This window comes from Catenibacterium faecis (genome assembly GCF_014306455.1).
Classification (GTDB): domain Bacteria; phylum Bacillota_I; class Bacilli_A; order Erysipelotrichales; family Coprobacillaceae; genus Catenibacterium; species Catenibacterium mitsuoka_A.
The window spans coordinates 1-18,842 of record NZ_JACRWG010000047.1 but is presented as its reverse complement, the minus strand read 5'-3'; the positions used below and the strand labels follow the sequence as shown (position 1 = coordinate 18,842).

The 18,842-nt window shown below is 32.4% G+C and carries 15 protein-coding genes; 12 read left to right on the top strand and 3 right to left on the bottom strand.

Annotation, left to right across the window (positions count from 1 at the left end; all coding sequences use genetic code 11):
• Window positions 1-475: 475 nt before the first annotated feature.
• Complete coding sequence (locus H8909_RS10020) at window positions 476-5,053, bottom strand: hypothetical protein (RefSeq protein WP_187012733.1); 4,578 nt, start codon at window positions 5,051-5,053, stop codon at window positions 476-478.
• 352 nt (window positions 5,054-5,405) lie between these two features.
• Here H8909_RS10020 and H8909_RS10015 point away from each other — a divergent pair, with 352 nt between their 5' ends.
• Both H8909_RS10015 and H8909_RS10010 read left to right on the top strand, forming a co-directional pair.
• Window positions 5,406-6,620 carry a restriction endonuclease gene (locus tag H8909_RS10015; RefSeq protein WP_187012732.1) on the top strand — a complete coding sequence of 405 codons (1,215 nt, stop codon included), beginning with the start codon at window positions 5,406-5,408 and terminating at the stop codon, window positions 6,618-6,620.
• Window positions 6,621-6,651: 31 nt separating this feature from the next.
• Window positions 6,652-7,749 (top strand): hypothetical protein, encoded by a 1,098-nt coding sequence (locus tag H8909_RS10010; RefSeq protein ID WP_187012731.1) that lies wholly within the window; start codon window positions 6,652-6,654, stop codon window positions 7,747-7,749.
• Between the two features lie 8 nt (window positions 7,750-7,757).
• Here the strand turns inward: H8909_RS10010 and H8909_RS10005 are convergent, their stop codons facing one another.
• Window positions 7,758-9,014, bottom strand: a complete 1,257-nt coding sequence (locus H8909_RS10005) for a DNA cytosine methyltransferase (protein WP_187012730.1) — start codon at window positions 9,012-9,014, stop codon at window positions 7,758-7,760.
• Between the two features lie 142 nt (window positions 9,015-9,156).
• On the opposite strand from H8909_RS10005, the gene H8909_RS10000 reads away from it, so the two are divergent.
• From H8909_RS10000 to H8909_RS09955, 10 genes are all read left to right on the top strand, one after another.
• Window positions 9,157-10,656 (top strand): Sau3AI family type II restriction endonuclease, encoded by a 1,500-nt coding sequence (locus tag H8909_RS10000; protein ID WP_187012729.1) that lies wholly within the window; start codon window positions 9,157-9,159, stop codon window positions 10,654-10,656.
• Window positions 10,657-10,668: 12 nt separating this feature from the next.
• Window positions 10,669-11,082: a very short patch repair endonuclease gene (locus H8909_RS09995; protein WP_187012728.1), complete on the top strand. Its 414-nt coding sequence runs from the start codon at window positions 10,669-10,671 to the stop codon at window positions 11,080-11,082.
• 165 nt (window positions 11,083-11,247) lie between these two features.
• Window positions 11,248-12,063: a Cof-type HAD-IIB family hydrolase gene (locus tag H8909_RS09990; RefSeq protein WP_187012727.1), complete on the top strand. Its 816-nt coding sequence runs from the start codon at window positions 11,248-11,250 to the stop codon at window positions 12,061-12,063.
• A gap of 202 nt (window positions 12,064-12,265) precedes the next feature.
• Window positions 12,266-13,351, top strand: a complete 1,086-nt coding sequence (locus H8909_RS09985; protein ID WP_187012726.1) for an SIS domain-containing protein — start codon at window positions 12,266-12,268, stop codon at window positions 13,349-13,351.
• Window positions 13,352-13,360: 9 nt separating this feature from the next.
• The gene (locus tag H8909_RS09980; protein WP_187012725.1) at window positions 13,361-13,798 is read left to right on the top strand and encodes a PTS sugar transporter subunit IIA; all 438 of its coding nucleotides are present in this window, start codon (window positions 13,361-13,363) and stop codon (window positions 13,796-13,798) included.
• A gap of 14 nt (window positions 13,799-13,812) precedes the next feature.
• Entirely contained in the window at window positions 13,813-14,301 is a 489-nt protein-coding gene (locus H8909_RS09975; RefSeq protein WP_055233950.1) for a PTS sugar transporter subunit IIB, read from the top strand.
• A 14-nt stretch (window positions 14,302-14,315) separates the two neighbouring features.
• On the top strand, window positions 14,316-15,113 hold the full coding sequence (locus H8909_RS09970; RefSeq protein WP_187012724.1) for a PTS mannose/fructose/sorbose/N-acetylgalactosamine transporter subunit IIC: 798 nt from the start codon (window positions 14,316-14,318) through the stop codon (window positions 15,111-15,113).
• Window positions 15,113-15,952, top strand: coding sequence for a PTS system mannose/fructose/sorbose family transporter subunit IID (locus H8909_RS09965; RefSeq protein ID WP_187012723.1), 840 nt, complete (start codon window positions 15,113-15,115; stop codon window positions 15,950-15,952). The genes H8909_RS09970 and H8909_RS09965 overlap by 1 nt, the downstream gene beginning before the upstream one ends.
• A 13-nt stretch (window positions 15,953-15,965) precedes the next feature.
• On the top strand, window positions 15,966-17,066 hold the full coding sequence (locus H8909_RS09960) for an SIS domain-containing protein (RefSeq protein ID WP_187012722.1): 1,101 nt from the start codon (window positions 15,966-15,968) through the stop codon (window positions 17,064-17,066).
• A 52-nt stretch (window positions 17,067-17,118) separates the two neighbouring features.
• On the top strand, window positions 17,119-17,997 hold the full coding sequence (locus tag H8909_RS09955; RefSeq protein ID WP_187012721.1) for a YitT family protein: 879 nt from the start codon (window positions 17,119-17,121) through the stop codon (window positions 17,995-17,997).
• A 172-nt stretch (window positions 17,998-18,169) separates the two neighbouring features.
• Here H8909_RS09955 and H8909_RS09950 read toward each other — a convergent pair.
• The coding region (locus H8909_RS09950; RefSeq protein ID WP_187012720.1) for a transposase at window positions 18,170-18,842 on the bottom strand (673 nt) is incomplete at its 5' end.

Genomic DNA, 18,842 nt, shown 5'->3' with positions numbered 1-18,842 from the left:
CAGTACAACAAATAACAACGAAATTATACACCTAAACCACCCTGAAAAAAAGCACTTTTTCTTCAGGGGTTTTCAGCATGCAATAAAAACTATGAAAAATTACTGATTATTTTTTTGAATTTTTACTTGATTTCTATTATCCAATTTTTTTAATGCCTTATTTTTATTTATTAATAATCCAGAAGTACGTGATATCAATTACCAGATTGCCTTAGGACTATTAGAGAATGGACATGAATTAGATTATTTAACTATTAATGAACTTGCAGAAAGATGTTTTGTTTCTACTTCTAGCTTAAATCGGTTCTTTCGTATTTATGGCTATAAGAAGTATATGATCTTTAAAGCATTATTCTCTAGTATTCTTAAATTAGAAGACTATGAAAGACTCATAGATATGTCATGTTAAATACCCTCCTATATGTATTCTATTAGAGAATTAGATAGGAGGGTAGTAGGCACTTTTAGGTAAGTATTAGATTTTCATGATTTCATTTGTTAGTTTGCTACCAATATTAAAATCGATTTTATACATTTCATCCCATAGATCTAAACACTTATTTGCAATAGTTTTATCTGTTATTAAATTTGAAGAAGCTGTTGCATAATAAAGAGTAGAAATTAGGCTAGATAAACATGTAGAAATAATATGACGAGTTTCTGGGGTAGTCATATCGTATTTTAACATCTTTTCACTGGATTCAAAAATGACATTTGCAAGATATTTAATGTCTTTTTGCTTGCATGCGAATTCAGAGAAATCTCTAAATGTTTTAGGATGCAAATTTGAAGACGAAATCATATTTATGATATCAGCATCTTTTTTTACATTTAAGATATCTTCATTAAGCAGATTTCTCCATATCCAGTGTTCATTAATGTTCCCGTTGCTGTTAAGTATTTGAAGCAATAAGTGTTTACATTTTTCCCTGAATTTATCTATTTTGAAATACTGTACCAACATTTTTATGATGTGTTTTTGAAGTTTGGCATTATGTAGATATATGTCGAGTATATCGTTAAAATCATCATAATGAACATATATATCAACTATTAAATATCCACATGTTTCTAATAAACGACTCTCATCGGTATTCATGGCATTTCTTATTATTCGATTAATAATTCTTTGATGATCAGAATAACAATAATAGAATATGTCTCGGGTTTTAGTGAATTTTATCATTGTGTAATCTTCACTGAATATTTTCATCATTTTATCCAGAGCCCATCTTTTATCGATATTATAAATAGGAGAAAGTGTACGTAGTGTTGCATATCTAATTACAGGATTAGTATCATTTACTAATTCTGAGATACAATCTTTAAATACAGAATAGTAATTCTTATCTGAATGTAGCAATTGAGAGATAGTGAAAATTGCTTTTCCACGTACACAGTTTAATGCTTTTGTTTCAATAGAAAAAGAATCAATGCTCGGTTCAGTAAGTATAGGATCATCTATTTCCAGAATAGCATTGTTAGTTGCAATCTCTTTAACGCAGTTAATCATATGGTTACTCCAGTGTTTATCAGGGTTCTTTTCAATGATTTGACAGATATTTTTATAAAAGCTTGGCGTATTAATGTAAAATTTTTTAATTATTCTTTCTATTTTATCACTAGATATACCTATAATTTTATTGCTTATTGATAGTCCAAAGAAAAAGGATTCAATAAATTCATTTCGAATTCGATTATTTTCGTTTAATAATAAGTCTATTATCTCCTCGGGATTTTTAGAAACATATGATTGAAAGCTTCTACAAAAATCATCTAAAGAATTATTAATAAAACATTTTTTATCATTTGACCATCTGCTTTTTCCTTTTTTACCTATTTTATTGTTTAGTATTATTTTCACCCACGCTTTGGCGGAGATTTCTTTATTGTCCACTGGTGATATAACACTTCCAGAATAACTGTCATGAAAGTGGACGTAAGGCATATAGGATTTTGATAAACTACGATTTAATACCATTAGCAAATTACTTGTTTCATTACTAATTTTTTGAGAGTCTATAGATTTAATGATTTCGTATTGAAAGTGTCCCCACATTGGGTAATATTCAGTATGATTTTTGTTATTGTTTTTTTCTTGATTTTCAGTATTATTCTCAAATGACTTATAGTGTTGTTTTAATTCTTCTTTTTGATTATTAGGAATATAGTGCGAAATTTTGCTCTCGAAAATTCTTAAAGTATTGGGTTGGCATATTTTTGAATATTTTTGAACTAATCTTTTTGTGTAATATAAGTCGTCTCGCTGTTCGCTAGAGTGTTCAAAACAGTTGTTTGTTATATCTTCGCAAAGATAGTTTAGTATATAATCAGCATAGTTATTATCTAAATTAATCATACCATCTAAGATTAATTCATTAAATAAATCATACCCCTTACCCATATATGGTTCATAGAATTCGATAAATCCATTTGAATCAGCTTTTGCAAATGCTCTGTTAGCTGCTTTGATTATTAGTATGCACGCTCTTTTTAATGTGTCTTCCTTAAAATATTTATTTGTCCACTCGCTTTTATTAAAGTCTATTTTGTTAGAGCATTCTTCAATAGTTGGTAAACAAGGATATAATATCTCTAAAACTGTTGAATAGTTGTCCGTAAAAGTATCAGAGTGAACTAATATTGATTCTTCTGTTTTGCTGTAAATTGATTCTTCTTGACTATAACTTGGTTTTATTTGAAGCATTAATGCAAATATTTTAATTGCTCTAATGGGATTACTAAAAAAGCTTTCAGAAAAAATAATGTAATTAAGCGGCGTAGTATTCTTAGAAAAGTATTCTAGTTTCAATTTGAAGAAATCGTCTGATTCTTCAATAATATTTCCATAGAAGCAACGCTCCCACTTAGAATTGTTTTCATCAGATAAACAATATTTTCTCATAAATTGAACTTGCTCTTTGTTATAATTAGGTGATATAGATTCGAATAACCTTATAACTGTTTCTGGAATATCTTCTGTCCATAAGTCTAATGTACCATTTTTGATTAGTTGAGTGATGTAGGGAGAATTACCGTTGATAATCACATTGATAACAGGTGTTTTCCATTGATTATTTTCAAGTAGTTCAAGGACAAACTCGATTATACATTCTTCAGGGTTTGGAATATGTGATAGTACTTCTAAATATAGATATTTAAAGCTATACCTTATATTTTCATTTTCAAGCATCTGTTCACCGATTTTAAGAAAGTCAGATGGATAGTAGATTAGCATTTCATGTAAGAAGATTTGCATTCGATACCTTTTGGTTGGGGTTTGGCTTTCTATACTGCCTGTGATGTCAGTGATTGGTTTTCCTTTGAAATACTTCTTCATCATTTGCTCAGCTAAAAAACAATCAAAAATCGATTGGTGAGTAAATGCAATGGAATTGTTAGTCTCAATTAAAAAATCGCTAGAAATCAGGAAGTCTTTAATATTTACATCAATAGTTAGAGATGGGAGGGGGATTGGATATCTACCATATGCATCATAGTGAGTAGTTATTTGTGAAATGATATTAATTATTTTGCTTGAATCTAGATTTTTTGAAGAAGCTCTATTCTCTAATTGTTTTTTCCATTCGTATACTAGTTGGTATGTTGTTTTGATATTTTCATTGTTTTGACTACCATCCAAGTTTTCCCATATATAAAGATTACTTGCTATTCTTAAGAGTTCTCGTATTCTACTGTTCAGATTACTATATGAAGGACCTATAATCTTTAAAACATCTGAATTACTAAGTAAATCTACTTTGATTTTCATCCACTCAACGCTATCTTTAGCATCATCCTCTTTAATAAACAGTTCTTTGATATCTAAGTCGTTTTCTAAATCATAACTTCTGCAAACAAATACTAATGACAGTTTAGAGTTACGGTCTTTATTGATGTTGTTAATTTGATGAATGAGTTCCATACAAACATTTAGTGCTTGAACAGAGTTTGCTTGAGTCCATCTTAATGCATCTAGTTGATCAAGAATGATTACAGCATTTTTATTGGCAGAAATAGAATTCATACAATGAGAAATTGATGCTGGAAATTCCATTTTTTGACTCCATTTTTGTGGATTTTCAGTCGGAATGTGCGTGTCTAGTCTTATGGCTAGATATGGAATAGATTCTTCTTTGCAAAAATGAATAATATTAGTAATACAACCGCTTTTTCCTGCTCCTGCTTGACCATGTAGAATAATAGATTTACCTTCTTTTATATGTTTCCAACATTCTAGGGATTCTTTTCGAATAATCGTTCCGCTTGAGAATGAATGAAAAGAATAAAGGTATTCACGATTTAAACGTTCTATGTTTGGTAATATACGGTTATCATGTGCTAAGTCTTTGAAAGATACTCCATTATCTTGTAGATATTGTCTCAGCATATGAGCAGTAATAGGTTTACCATATATATTTTTTTCAACAATAAAGTTGCGTAATAGTGCTATAACAATATTAGGATTTCCGATAAAAAGAGAATCAATTATATCTAATATCATTTCAGTTGATTCAAAATCAGGCCATTGATGAATTCTGATTTTTTTGAAATATTGGTAAGCTGAGTTAAGACCATTGTTAGTGTTAGTGTCAAATTTAAGCTGTTTACATATATCATTGAATAAATTCGTAGTGTCTTTACCTGACCCTTTAATTTGTATGTTATAAAAGTCATTTGGATTGTTGTCATTGTTTAATGCACGTGAAATAATATCCTCTAGTAAAGTGAAGGGCAATGGAGATACTAGAGATGCAATATTGTTAATGTCTCTATCTAAATGCTTTTTCCATTTATTCCATAATCCCCTATTGTTAATGTCACCAAATTGCCAATAATCTCTACTTCCGTTACGAGCCTTGCATTGTTGAAATTCATTTTTGCCATTCTTATAGACAATCCAAAGATCAACTCCGTCTTCATAATCTCCTAAAGGTTCTATGATTACGTAAGATAGTTTTTCCTGTATAACTTTTAATAAATTGTAGATTACCCAATTCTGCTCATATTTATTTCCTGATTTATCTGCACGTCCACCTACTGGTAATGCCATAAATATCACCTCATTTATAATATGCTAAAATTGTTATGCTGTATTTAGTGCACTATAATATTGTAAGTTCATTTTTCATGATTTCATTATTATATTGTAACATATAATCAAATAAAAAAGACCATCATAAATTAATGATAATTTTAATTTTGATTGGGGGATTTATTATGTTAAAAAACGTTTAATTATAGATGAAATTGATAGTATTAGTTGTGATATTATTTTTTTGGATTACTAAAACTAGGGGTTAGAATAAGGATTTCAGTTTGTTCTTGTACATGCAACTGTTGTTAGATAAGATTAATATAGCGTAATATGTTTATAAGAGATTATTATATAAGGAAGTGAAATAATGGTAGAAGTTGCTTTTGAAGACTTACAAAATGCTGATTTGCAAATAGGTTGTGTTTATAAAGGTGGGATGGCCCCGAATTTGAGCTCTGATCCTTTATCTCATCTTTTTCCGTGTGGAAACGCTGGTGGATTTAGGAGAGTGAATAGAAGAGATGGAAGCAGACTACCTGCTTATGTCATTTTATATACTTCTATGGAAGAATTAGAATGGCCAGACTTTCTTGATGAGAAAACAGGTGTATTCAGATATTATGGCGATAATAGAAAACCTGGAAATGATATGAGAAACACAAAGAAGAAAGGTAATCTTTTATTGGAAGAGGTATTTGAATTACTTAATAGTAATAATCTAGAAGATATGCCACCTTTCTTTGTGTTTAAAAAAACTGGAAATGGAAGAGATATTCAGTTTTTAGGTTTAGCTGCACCTGGAAATAATAATATATCGCCAGGTAGAGACTTAGTTGCATTATGGTGTTCATTGAATGACCAAAAGTTTCAGAATTATGAAGCTTACTTTACAATACTAGATACTAAGGGGAAAGGTATTTCTAGAGATTGGATTAAATCTTTATCTGAGAATCATTCAGCAAGTATAGATATTGCACCTGATGTATGGAAGAAGTTCATTTCTCAAGGTAGAGATGGGATAGAAGCATTGAAGGCACCTAAGATTATTCATATTCCTAGTAAGTATGACCAATTACAGTGTGATGATGAAGGTAAGAAATGTGTTGATGCTATTAGGAAACATTATAAAGATAATCCATATGGCTTTGAATTATGTGCAATTGATTTATTGATGAAGATGGATAATCATTTTGTGAATTTCAATCTAACTCGTTCATGGAGAGATGGTGGAAGAGATGCTATTGGATACTATTCAATTAACAGTGGTGGTAAAGTAAATGCTCCATTGAAGATTGATTGTGCATTAGAAGCAAAGTGCTATTCTGAAAATGGTGGTGTAGGTGTAAAACAAATGTCTAGACTTATATCTAGAATTAGATATAGACAGTTTGGAGTTTTAATAACAACAAGTTATGTTGATAGTCAAGCTTATCAAGAGGTTGTGGAAGATGGTCATCCTATACTAGTTGTTAGTGCAACTGATATTGCAAGAATACTTAAAGTGAATTCTATTACTAGTGAGGATATAGATGAGTATTTAAGCGATATTGATGGTAAAAGAAAAGAATGGGAAGAAAATTAGTTAAGAATCATAATTAAGGAGATGAAACTATATGGAAACAACAGACATCGAAAAACAATTAACAATAAAATGTTTGAGTTCATATTTACAACAAAGTAATAAAAGACGTTTGCATAATATTAATGTTTTAAGGGATTTTATAAATCGTGAAACTAAAAAGAAAAATTTGAAATCGGGAGAAAAAGAGGCTGATTTGTTATTTCATGAAACATCCAAGGGTGAAAAAATATCAATTAGATTTCCGGGTAAAGAATCTTTGCCTAGGGGGAAAGATTCGAAAACATACCCACAAGATTATCGCCCTAAAATCATTACTAGAGATGGTGAAGAATTACCTGATTTAACATTTGAAGATATGTGGTCAATAATGGATTGTATTAATGAAAATGCTAAAAAATATATGAAATGCATATCATTAATATTTTTCAGAATGGGTAGAATGATGGATTATGAATGTAAGGATGAAAAAATGAAACTTACATGTGAGGGACAAGAGGAATTAGTTGATTTGAATTTATGGCGCATTCATTTTGATGAAGAGTGTTTTAAGTCACTTGACGCTGGAATTGAGAGTATCATCCTTTTTGGCAAATATAAAATCAGTTATGAAGCATTTATCTATTTTTTTGAGTTAATTCTGCAAAACGAAGATGGAAAATACTATGATAAAAAAGGTAATCTTTCTTCAGGGAGAACTAATACTAGCGATTCCATGCTTTTATTAGCTTCTTTTTTCGCAGGTTTTACTGGTATATCTTCATTATTACATTTATTTGTAAGGGGTAAAGGTATTGGTAAAATGACAAAAGAACAGATGATGAAATATATGGGAAATAGAATAGAAATTTACAATGCACGAGACATTATATTACAATACCCTAATTTTGAAGGTGTTCGACATAGAAAAACACTTACAAAAACGATTGAAAAAAATATGCTCACTATGGTTGCAAGAGATGATATCGAAAAAATAGGATATGTTAATAAAATAAACGATAAAAAAACAATGACTTATGAAGTCTTCAAAAAAGCGGGATGGGAAATTGTAGATATAAGTACGATGGATTATGATTCGCTTGTTGAATTCTTAGACTCAAAATATAAAAATACAAATACAAAAGCAGAGTAACCATTAGGCTACTCTGCTTTTATAATCTCTTCTAATCTTGGCTCTAGTGTATTAATGATGAATGTAACTAAGGCATTACCCATCATGAAATATCTCTGTCTATCAGTCATTCCTGTATTTGTCCAGTTATCAGGGAAATGCTGTAATCGTTCAGCTTCCACTGGAGTGATAATTCTTTTTTCTCCTGTATCTAGGTCTGCAACCACATGACTACTTCTGTTCACTGTACCTTCGCTAGTTAACATTGTTCTACTTGGTAAATCAATATTTTCAGGATAAGCAATCTTTCCTTCAGAGAAGTTATAAGTGAAACCTGCTGCATTTGTTCTTGTGATTCTTTTAGAACCTTTCATGTATTCAAACTTCTCTTTCTGTTTATCATTTAAGTAGAATTTCTTATCTACATTATGAAGTAAAGTATCTTTTAAAGGAATTGGTTTTTTAAACTGAGGTTCAGTCTTAAAAGTCACAACTTGTCCATTCACCATACAACCTGTATTTTCAAAATTTGCATGGAATTTTTCTGTCATCTCTACAGTATCTTCATAAGAAGTCACATCATAAGTTCTAATAGGAGTATCAATCAAGTTGATTGGGAACTGTCTTGCAAACAATCCTTCCTTTGCGATAATATCCTCAATCTTCATATCAGAAAGTACTTCTGCATACTTTGTATCTTTCCTCCATGCAAAAATGAATGTTCTTCTTCTTCTCTGTCTTGCTCCATATTCAGCAGCATTGATAACACGCCATTCTACATCATAACCTTCGTCATTGAAAGTTCTCAGCATAATACCAAAGTCTCTACCACGCTGTTTAGAAGGTGATTTAAGTAATCTATCTACATTTTCTAATAATACAAAAGGTGGCTTTTTCACATGTAAAATCTTTGCGATTGACCAGAAAAGAACACCTTTCTTACCTTCAATCCCTTTTTCACCGCTTAGTGATCTTGCAACTGAGTAGTCCTGGCAAGGAAAACCTCCGACAAGAAGACTATGGTTAGGAATATAATCTGCATCTTCATCTAAGTGGGCTACTTCCTCTTGGATATCGATATTGGAAGTATGTTCTTTACCAAATCTTGTACAATAGCAGTTATATGCAGGCTGTGCTTTAGTAGATGGTTCAAACTGATTCGCCCAAACGAATTTCCAATTTCTATTTTCAATAGCTTTATCATTTTCATCAAATGATTTAATATCATTCAATCCTACTCTAAATCCACCTACACCGGCAAATAGTTCTACAACTGTTAGTTCCATGTATACTTCCTCCGTCTTATGTTATAATATAATTACATTTCTATGTATAAGCCCATAACACATCTATTATACATTAAATAGAATTATCGATCAATAGGCAAAGTGATCTATATATTATCATTTTTCAAGGAGGATTGTAAGTGTGAGTGAAGAAAAAAATAAAGTTTATCAAAGCATAGAAGAACTACTGGAAACAGCACAGTCTTCTCTAGGTGTTCCTTTTAAAGAGTATGATGTGAATAATCGTTTGAATGGTGGTAATAAGGGAAAGATTGGACAAGTCATTGAAGAAGGATTATTCCATAAAGGCATTGATAGCCGACAAGAAGCAGACTTCCCGGAATTAGGAGTAGAATTAAAAGTCACTCCAATGAATAGAGTAGGAAAAGAAAAAAACATGGTTTCAGCAAAAGAGAGACTTGTTGTTACAATGATTAACTACATGAAGGATTATGCTGTTTCTTTTGAAGATAGTCATGTCTTAGATAAGCTCAATAAAGTTCTTTTGATGTTTTATTTTAATGAGCCTGAAAAGTTGAATTATGATTTATGCATAGATAAGATTTTTCTGTATGAGTTTAAAGACATACCAGAAGAAGATAAGCAAATCATAATTAACGACTATAACATTATTATTGATAAGATTAGAAGTGGTCATGCTGAAGACATTTCTGAATCAGATACATATTATTTGAGTGCATGTACAAAAGGGGCCACTGCAGCTACATCTTTTGTTGATCAACCATTTAGTTCTGTTAAAGCTAAAAGAAGAGCATTCTCATTAAAACCTAAATATATGACAGCTCTATTAAGGTCACAGGTATTTAATGACAATGCTATTACAAAAGAAAGCTTGATGAAAACTTCAGGAATTATTGGAAGAGATAATATATTTGACAGGATGGTAGAGTATTTGTTTTCATCTTATTATGGTAAATCATTATCCGAGATTGATGAGATGATTGAAACACCTGTAAATAGAAAATCTCTTAATTATTTGAGAAGCTATATTGCAAGAATGATGAATGCTTCACCAGAAACTAAGAGTAAAGATATTGACGAATATTATGATGAATTCTATAAGGCGAATATTAAAATTAAAACAATTCGCATTAAGAAGGATGGAACTATAAAGGAGTCAATGAGTTTCCCTGCTTTTAAGTTTAAAGAGATTGTAGAAGAGAATTGGGAAGATTCCGAATTAAGAAATAAGTTCATTGATGAAAAGTATTTGTTCTGTGTGTTTGATGAAATAGATGATTCTAAATATGAATATAGATTTAGGGGAACTTTCTTATGGGCAATGCCTGAAAGTGACTTAGATGGAAAAGTGCGTGAAGCTTGGGAAAGAACGGTATATCTAGCAAAACACGGAATAGAATTTACAATAAGTGAAAACAAGAATGGCTTGATTGTGCATAATAATCTTCCGGCTAAAAAGGATAATTTGATTGTTCATGTAAGACCACATGCTAGCAAAGCTATTTATGTGTTTAATGATGGTAAAATAATTGGCTCAGGAAATATACAAACTGATGGTGATGAATTACCTGATGGTACTATTGTTACTAAACAATGTTTCTTCTTGAACAATGATTATGTACTGGGATTAGTGAATAAGTATTTACCTTTAAAAGATTAAGAAGGTGAGACTATGCCTGATGTGTTTACAAAAGAACAACGTTCAAAGGTAATGAGTCATATTCGAGGAAAAGATAATAAACCTGAAACTATGGTGAGAAGGTATTTGTGGCATCATGGATTTAGATATCGTAAGAATGATAAGAGTTTGCCAGGTACACCTGATATTGTGATTTCTAAATATAGAACAGCTATTTTTATTAATGGTTGTTTCTGGCATCACCACTATGGTTGTAAGTATGGAAGATATCCTCAATCAAGAACTGAATACTGGGTTCAACATATTAATAAGAATGTAGAGAATGATGTGAAGAATTATAATCTTCTCCAACAACTTGATTATAAAGTGATAGTGGTATGGGAATGTGAAATCAAAGAAGACTTTGATCACAGAATGAAACTACTCATAGAAGAAATAATACAATGATGGAACAGCCTCTAGTAGGATGTTCTAATGGTGGATATATGACTATGGGAATGGTTAGGACAACAGGGAAACTAAATTGTTCCTCTTTTTGATATTATGAAACTGCTCATATTTGTAGGCTATATTGTGATAGAATATGATACATATAAAAGGGGGATTTAAAACATGTATAAATTAGTCGCATTTGATATGGATGGTACACTTCTTAATAGTGAAAAGAAGATTTCTAATAAAACAGTAGAGGCTATTAATAAGGCAATAGAGGCAGGTAAGACTGTAATACTTAATACAGGAAGATGTCCTGCAGAGCTTAAGGAGTATAGAGAAGTATTGCCAAGACTTCGCTATGTGAATTGTGTCAGTGGTGCACTTGTCTATGATTATGAAGAAGAAAGAAGTATCTATGAATCACCATTAAGTGAAGTAGAAGTCAAAACATTGATTCAAATTGGTAAGGAAACGGATGAGATGGTTCATTTAATGGGAATTACATCTGTCGTAGAAAAAGACAAAATACCACATATGAATGATTATTATATGGGTGTCTACCAGCCGATGTATGAAGAAGTCACAACTAAAGTAGATAACATCTATGACTATTATGTGGGTAATCCTTATTCAGTACATAAACTTAACATCTATCATCATTCAAAAGCTGCAAGAGATCATACAAGAAAAGCTATTAAAGAAGCAGGACTTGAATTAGAGATGAAAGATTCAGAAGCAACAGGTTTAGAAATGAATGCGAAAGGTGTAAATAAAGGAACTGGATTAAAACAGTTATGTCATCATTTAGGTATCTCTATTGAAGAGACTATAGTAGTAGGTGATGCAGATAATGATAAGGAAGCATTAGAGGTTGCAGGATTATCTATTGCAATGGGGAATGCGAAAGAGAGTATTAAAGAAATCAGTGATGTAATTGTATCGGATAATGATCATGATGGATGTGCTGAGGTAATAGAAAATTATTTGTTGTAAGAGATGTATATACGTTAAAGTACTAACGTATATACATTTTTTGTATATTTAATGAAAACGCTTTATATAAAATGACGACCGCATACATTTCGTATAGTGATAAATTATTTATTGAATACATAAAAAAATGCATTCCATCCCATTGACAAAATGTATATATGTATATTAAAATGTATATACAAAGAAAAGGAGGCGTATACAAATGAGTAAGGATTACGGAGATATGTATCAATATATTCTGGAATCAAAAAAAGCGGTTAGAAATATCATTTCTAACCACGAAGAAATCTTTCATGATGCTGTAGAGTACTTCTTCGAAGGCGACTATGAGCAGATCTATGTGATAGGATCTGGTACATCTTATCATTCTGCATTAGCTGCCAAGAGATTAATGGAAAAAGTACTAAAGATGAAAGTATTTGCTTCATATCCTATTGTATTTAAGGATGAACAGATTTTCAACAAAAAAACATTGGTTATGGGACTCTCTCATGCAGGCATGTCAGCTTCTACTATTGCTGGGCTAGATAAAGCTAAGGAATGTGGATTCGGTACAATTGCGATGACTGCAGAAAGAGGCAGACCAGTAGAACATCATGGAGATGTTAAACTCTATGTTGAAATCGGTGAAGAAAAAGCAGGACCAAAAACAAAGGGATATATTGGTTCTATTGTTACTTTTATGATTTTTGCATTAAAGGTAGCCTTAAAACAGGGAAAGATTACTCAGGAAGAATTTGAAGATTATCTAAATAGAATGCAGGCGGCAGCAGATGCGATTCCAGATATTGCGGAAGCTGCAAGCAACTGGTACTTAAAAAATAAGGAAGATTTACTAAAGTGCCGTCGCTTATATGTTATTGGTTATGATAATTGTCTTGCTGATATGATGGAAGGTACATTAAAAATCTGCGAAGCAGTGAGATATAGTGTACAGGGATTCGAATTAGAAGAATTCATGCATGGTATCTATCACTGTATTGATAAAAACACATATATGCTTTATGTATGTTCTAAAGGTCAGTATTATGACAGAATCTTACGTTTAAAACGTTACTTCGAGGAAGAAAGACATAGTCATAATTTCTTAATTACACATGAGGATACAAATAATCCTAAGGATTTAGTATTCCCATTTACAGATGATGAAGAATTTGCAGTATTACAGTACATTATTCCAATGCAGGTTCTTGCTAGAAAACTTTCATTAGACTTAGGAATTGATTGTAATATTCCGAGTGACCCTCAGTTCCATTTCAAGATGCATAGTTATTTAAAAGAAGGATAGGTGATTTACATGACAAACATGATTCTCTTCTCACACGGAAAACTCGCAAATGGTGTAGCTGATTCCTGTCAGCTTATTATTGGTAGCCATCAATTCAAGACACTTAATGTTTTGCTTGATCAGCCAGTGCAGGAAATAGAAGACAGCCTTGATAATCTTATTGATTCCTTCGAAACTCAGGAACCTATTATTATCGTAACTGATATTCCAGGGGGAAGCACAACTCAGACTGCAATTAAGCAAATTGAAAAGAGAGATAATATTTATGTTGTGACAGGTATGAATCTTGGACTTGTCATGAGCTTATCTTTCTTAAATCTTACTTCAAATAAAGAAAATAACAGAAGAGTTATTAATGAAGCGATTGAAGAAACTAAAAACGGAATGTATCTCGTAGAAGATATGTTTAACACAATGGATGAAATTACTGATGATGGTGATTTATAAAGGAGGATATGACAATGATTCAGGTATTAAGAGTAGATGACAGATTATTACATGGACAGGTAGCAGTAGCTTGGACACGTCATTATAAGGTAGACGTAATCTTAGTTGCGAATGATCATCTTATTACAGATAAGAATATGCAGGTTGCATTCAAACTTGCAACTCCTGCTGGTGTAACACTTTCAATGAAATCTTTACAGGGTGCTGTAAATGTTATTAATAATCCTAAACATGCCTCAAGAAGAATTCTTGTTATTACTAAAGACTTAGATGATGCTAAGTTTGTCTGTGAAAAGACAGGTACAGAAATCAAGGATATCCTTCTTGGTGGTTTAAGAAATGGTGAAGGAAAGAAAAATATTGAAATGAACTCATATATGAGTGCACATGATATTGAAGTTATGGATGAACTTGAAAATGATGGATTCCATGTATTCATGCAGGCAGTGCCTACATCAAAAGCATTAAGTACTGAAGAAATTAGAAGAAACTTTAATAAATAGAAAGGGGTAACCTTATGAGTATAGTACAAGCATTACTACTTGGTTTACTAGGTGGTATTGGAATTTGGGATAGTAGAGTTGGCGGAATATGGATGATTGACCGTCCATTAGTATTAGGCCCACTCGTAGGTTTGATCTTAGGTGATTTTACAACAGGTATTATTGTTGGTGGTTCATTAGAATTAATTATGATGGGTGTTGTAGGTATCGGTTCTGCTACACCTCCAGATACAGTGTCTGGTGCAATCTTAGCAACAGCATTTGCGATTGTTTCTAAGCTTGATGTTTCTGCAGCGGTTGCTCTTGCGTTACCGATTGCTTCTTTAGGACAGGTTGTTGGTATTCTTGTAAGAACAGCTAACGGATTCTTTGTTCATATGGCTGATAAAGCAGCTGAAGAAGCAGACTTTGGTGGTATTGACAGAGCTTTATGGGGTGGGGCATTCCTATTCTTTATTGCTTACTTCTTGCTTGTATTCTTAGGCGCATACTTAGGTTCATCTGTAATCAGCGCATTTGTAAAGATGATTCCAAAGTTTGTAACAAATGGTTTAAATGCAGCAAGTGGTATGCTTCCTGCACTAGGTATCGCAATTCTTATGCAGTTATTATTTGATAAGAAGAATGCAGCATTCTTCTTCATTGGCTGGGCCTTAACAGCCTTACTTTCAGTGAACACTGTAGGTACTGCCGTTATCGGTGCAGCTATCGCATATACAATTTATCAGTATACAATCTCAAATAGAAAAAATAATGTGGCTGTTGAAGTTGAAACAGATGAATTATCTGATGATCTAGGAGGCGAATTATAATGGAAAACAAAGAATTGAACACTCAGGATACAGTGATGACACCTGATGTGTATAAGAAAACATTCTGGCGTACATTCCCGTTACAGGCTTGTTTCTGTTTTGAAAGAATGCAGAACGTAGGCTTCGCTTATATGATGGTTCCCGCTTTAAAGAAGCTTTATACAGATAAGAAAGATATTTCAGATGCTTTAAAGAGACATTTAGCTATCTTTAATACAACTCCTGCAGTCGTTAGTTTTATTGCGGGTGCGTCTATCGCAATGGAAGAGAAGTTCAAGAAAGCTAAAGACAATGGTGAAGAAGTAGATGAAGAATCAATCAATGCTGTTAAGACTGCTTTAATGGGTCCTCTTGCTGGTATTGGTGATTCATTCTTCTGGGGAACATTCAGAATCATTGGTGCTGGTATTGGTACAAGCTTAGCGGCTAAGGGAAGTATCTTAGGTGCTATTCTATTCTTACTTATTTATAACATTCCTCATTTTCTTGTTCGTTATTATGGATTAAAGATGGGTTATAAGAGTGGTGTTGGCTTCTTAGCAAGTATGAATGAAGGTGGCGTAGTTGCGGTATTAACTGAAGCAGCTAAGGTACTTGGTTTACTAGTTGTTGGTTCTATGTGTGCTTCTATGGTATCTATTTCTACGCCATTCGTATTCCATTTAAATGGTACAAAAATCGTATTACAGGAAATCTTTGATGGTATTATTAAAGGCTTCCTACCTCTAGGATTTACTTTTATTATTTATACTTTATTAGAGAAAGGAATGAAGAGTACAACTTTACTTTGGGGTATTTTAATTCTTGGTATTGTTTGCTCTTTCTTTGGTATTTTATAAAATGGCTTCAAATATGTATAACTATATATGTGAAACACCGGAAGTGTTAACACATATTATTGATAACAGAAAAGAAATTACTCATGAATTCGTAGAAGAATTCAAAGATAAAGATATTGAACAGATTTATGTTATTGGATCAGGTACTTCATATCATGCGGGACTTTCAGCAAAGAACTATTTAGAAGAAGTATTAAACCTTAAAGTGTTCTGCATGTATCCTACACAGTTCCATAGAAGTGAAAAAGTCTTTAATAAGAAGACTTTGGTTATTGGCATGTCACAGGGTGGACAGAGTTTATCTACTGTAGAAGGTTTAGATGCCGCTACAACACAGGGACTCTATACTGCGGCAGTATCAGAAAATCCTACTGCGCTTGTATTTGATCATGCAACAACTAAGACAAGAATTGAAGTGGGTAATGAAAAATGTGGTGCCAAGACTAAAGGCTATGCTGGTACTACTGTTACTTTAATGATGATGCTTTCAGAATGGGCTATCGCAAAAGGTATTCTTTCTGAAGAGTCATTTGAAGGTTACAAAGAAAGAATGTTTAAAGTTATTGGTAATATGCCAAACATTGTAAATGCAGCAACAGAATGGTATGGAAGAATTAAAGATGAATTCTTACCAGCTAAAAGAATTATTGTCGTAGGCTATGATGGAAACTATGCTGATGTTTTAGAAGGTGCATTAAAAGTACTTGAAACAGTAAGACAGGGTGTAACAGGCTATGATATTGAAGAATTCTTCCATGGTATTTATAACTCTATTACTGAAAGTGCTCATATCTTCTATCTTGGCTCTAAGGGTGACTATAAGCCTCGTACTTTAAAACTTATTGAAATCCTTAAAGAGTGGACACCACATAATTACTTAATTGCTTCACCAGAAGGTGTAGATGCACCAACTAATAAGGATTGTATCGTTCCATTCACAGAAGATCCTCTCTTCTCTCAATGGGAATATATCATTCCGATGCAGGTATTGGCGTGTCTTGCTCCTCAGGATTTAGGTATCAATCCAGATATCCCAAAAGATCCTCAGTTCCATGCACGTATTGGCAGCAAAAAACTTGATGGTGTCAGAGACGCTTATAAAACTGAAAAATAGAAAAAGTTATGGCAATCATGATTTGCCATAACTGAAAGTGTGGACCAGGAAAATGTCGAAAAACTTATCAGCAGCCTACAAAACAAATAGAAGATATATTATTACTTTCTTTGCGGTGTTCTTTTCGGCACTCTTACAGACATTTGTTCTTCAGACATTTTTGAATCCTTCTGATCTTTTATCAAGTGGTTTTACAGGTGTTGCGATTTTAATTAATCGTATCAGTATGCTTTATGGGTATTCTTTATCTATTTCCACACTTGTGATTGTACTCAATCTACCTGTCGCCATTGTATGTTATAAGACAATAGGCAAGAAGTTTGTTTTCTTTTCTTTCTTACAAGTTATCTTCTTCAGTATTTTCACAAGGGTATTATCTTTTGATCCATTATTTGATGATGTGATCTTAAATGTCTGTTTTGGTGGATTCCTTTATGGATTTGCGACTGTGATTGCCTTGAGAGGTAATGCAAGTACAGCCGGTACTGACTTTATCGCTTTATATGTATCTAATAAAATGAATAAGTCAATCTTCGAATATATATTTGTCTTCAATACCTTGATGCTATGTGTATTTGGATTCATGTTTGGCTGGATTCATGCAGGATATTCTATATTATTCCAATTCCTCTCAACTAAAACGATTGATACATTCTATAAGCGATATAAACGTGTGACTTTAGAAATCACTACAATTTATCCTGAAGAATTACGTCAGGCGTATATTGCACAATATCGTCATGGTTTGACTATGCTTCATGGTGAAGGAGGCTATAGCGGTCATCCTCTTACAATGATTCATACTGTCGTGTCAAGCTATGAAGTACAGGATATTGTGGTTTTGATGAAGAGTATTGACTCTCATGTCATTATCAATATATTACCAACAGAAAACTTTGTCGGTGGATTCTATCAAAAACCACTCGATTAACAGGCTTCGGCCTGTTTTTTTTGCATGAAAAAACCTCTCATATGAGAGGTTCAGATTGTTGACAAATTAAATGAAAATATCAATTGGGCTATCCCAAATTGGTATTTTCATTTTTTGTTTGCTTGAAATATTCGTATATCACTCTAAATATAAAAAGGCAAGCATATTGGGGTTATATTAGCCCCATTCTTCGCTTGCACAATCCCAGTTTCTTGAGATTATGGCAGCTGAAAATGATCAGCGATTCATGCTGATTTTTCACTAGCCCTTTTAAACGCGTAAATCGCATGCCATGGTTTTCCTTGGCATCCGCAAACACACGTTCAATTGTTTCTTTCCTTTGTGGATAGACGATTTTCCATTCATCGGTCTGTCTTATATAATCTGCTTCTTCTCTATCAGATTCCCATACATGTCTTGTAATCGTTTTTACATGTTTCTTTGATTGTGTACATTTTGATAGGAAAGGACATCCTTCACAGTCTTTTGGATTGCTTTCATAGACTCTGTATCCTTCTCTGTTGGTTGTTTTATAGTGAAGATCTTTTTCATTGGGACAGATATAGATATCTAAATATTCATCATATACATACTCATACTTTTTAAAGAATCCCTTTTTGGTCATTGGTCTCTTATATGGAAGAAATGGCACTCTACCGCTTGTTAGTATCTGGTGACAGATCGGTGATGTATTGAATCCTGCATCTAGACATACGTTTTTGATGGCTTCATATTTCTGGATAAGTTCATTGTATATTTCTGAGAATATTGCACTGTCATGCATGTTTCCTGGTGCCACCTTATTAAAGAGAACATAGCCGTATCTGTCACATATTGTCATATGT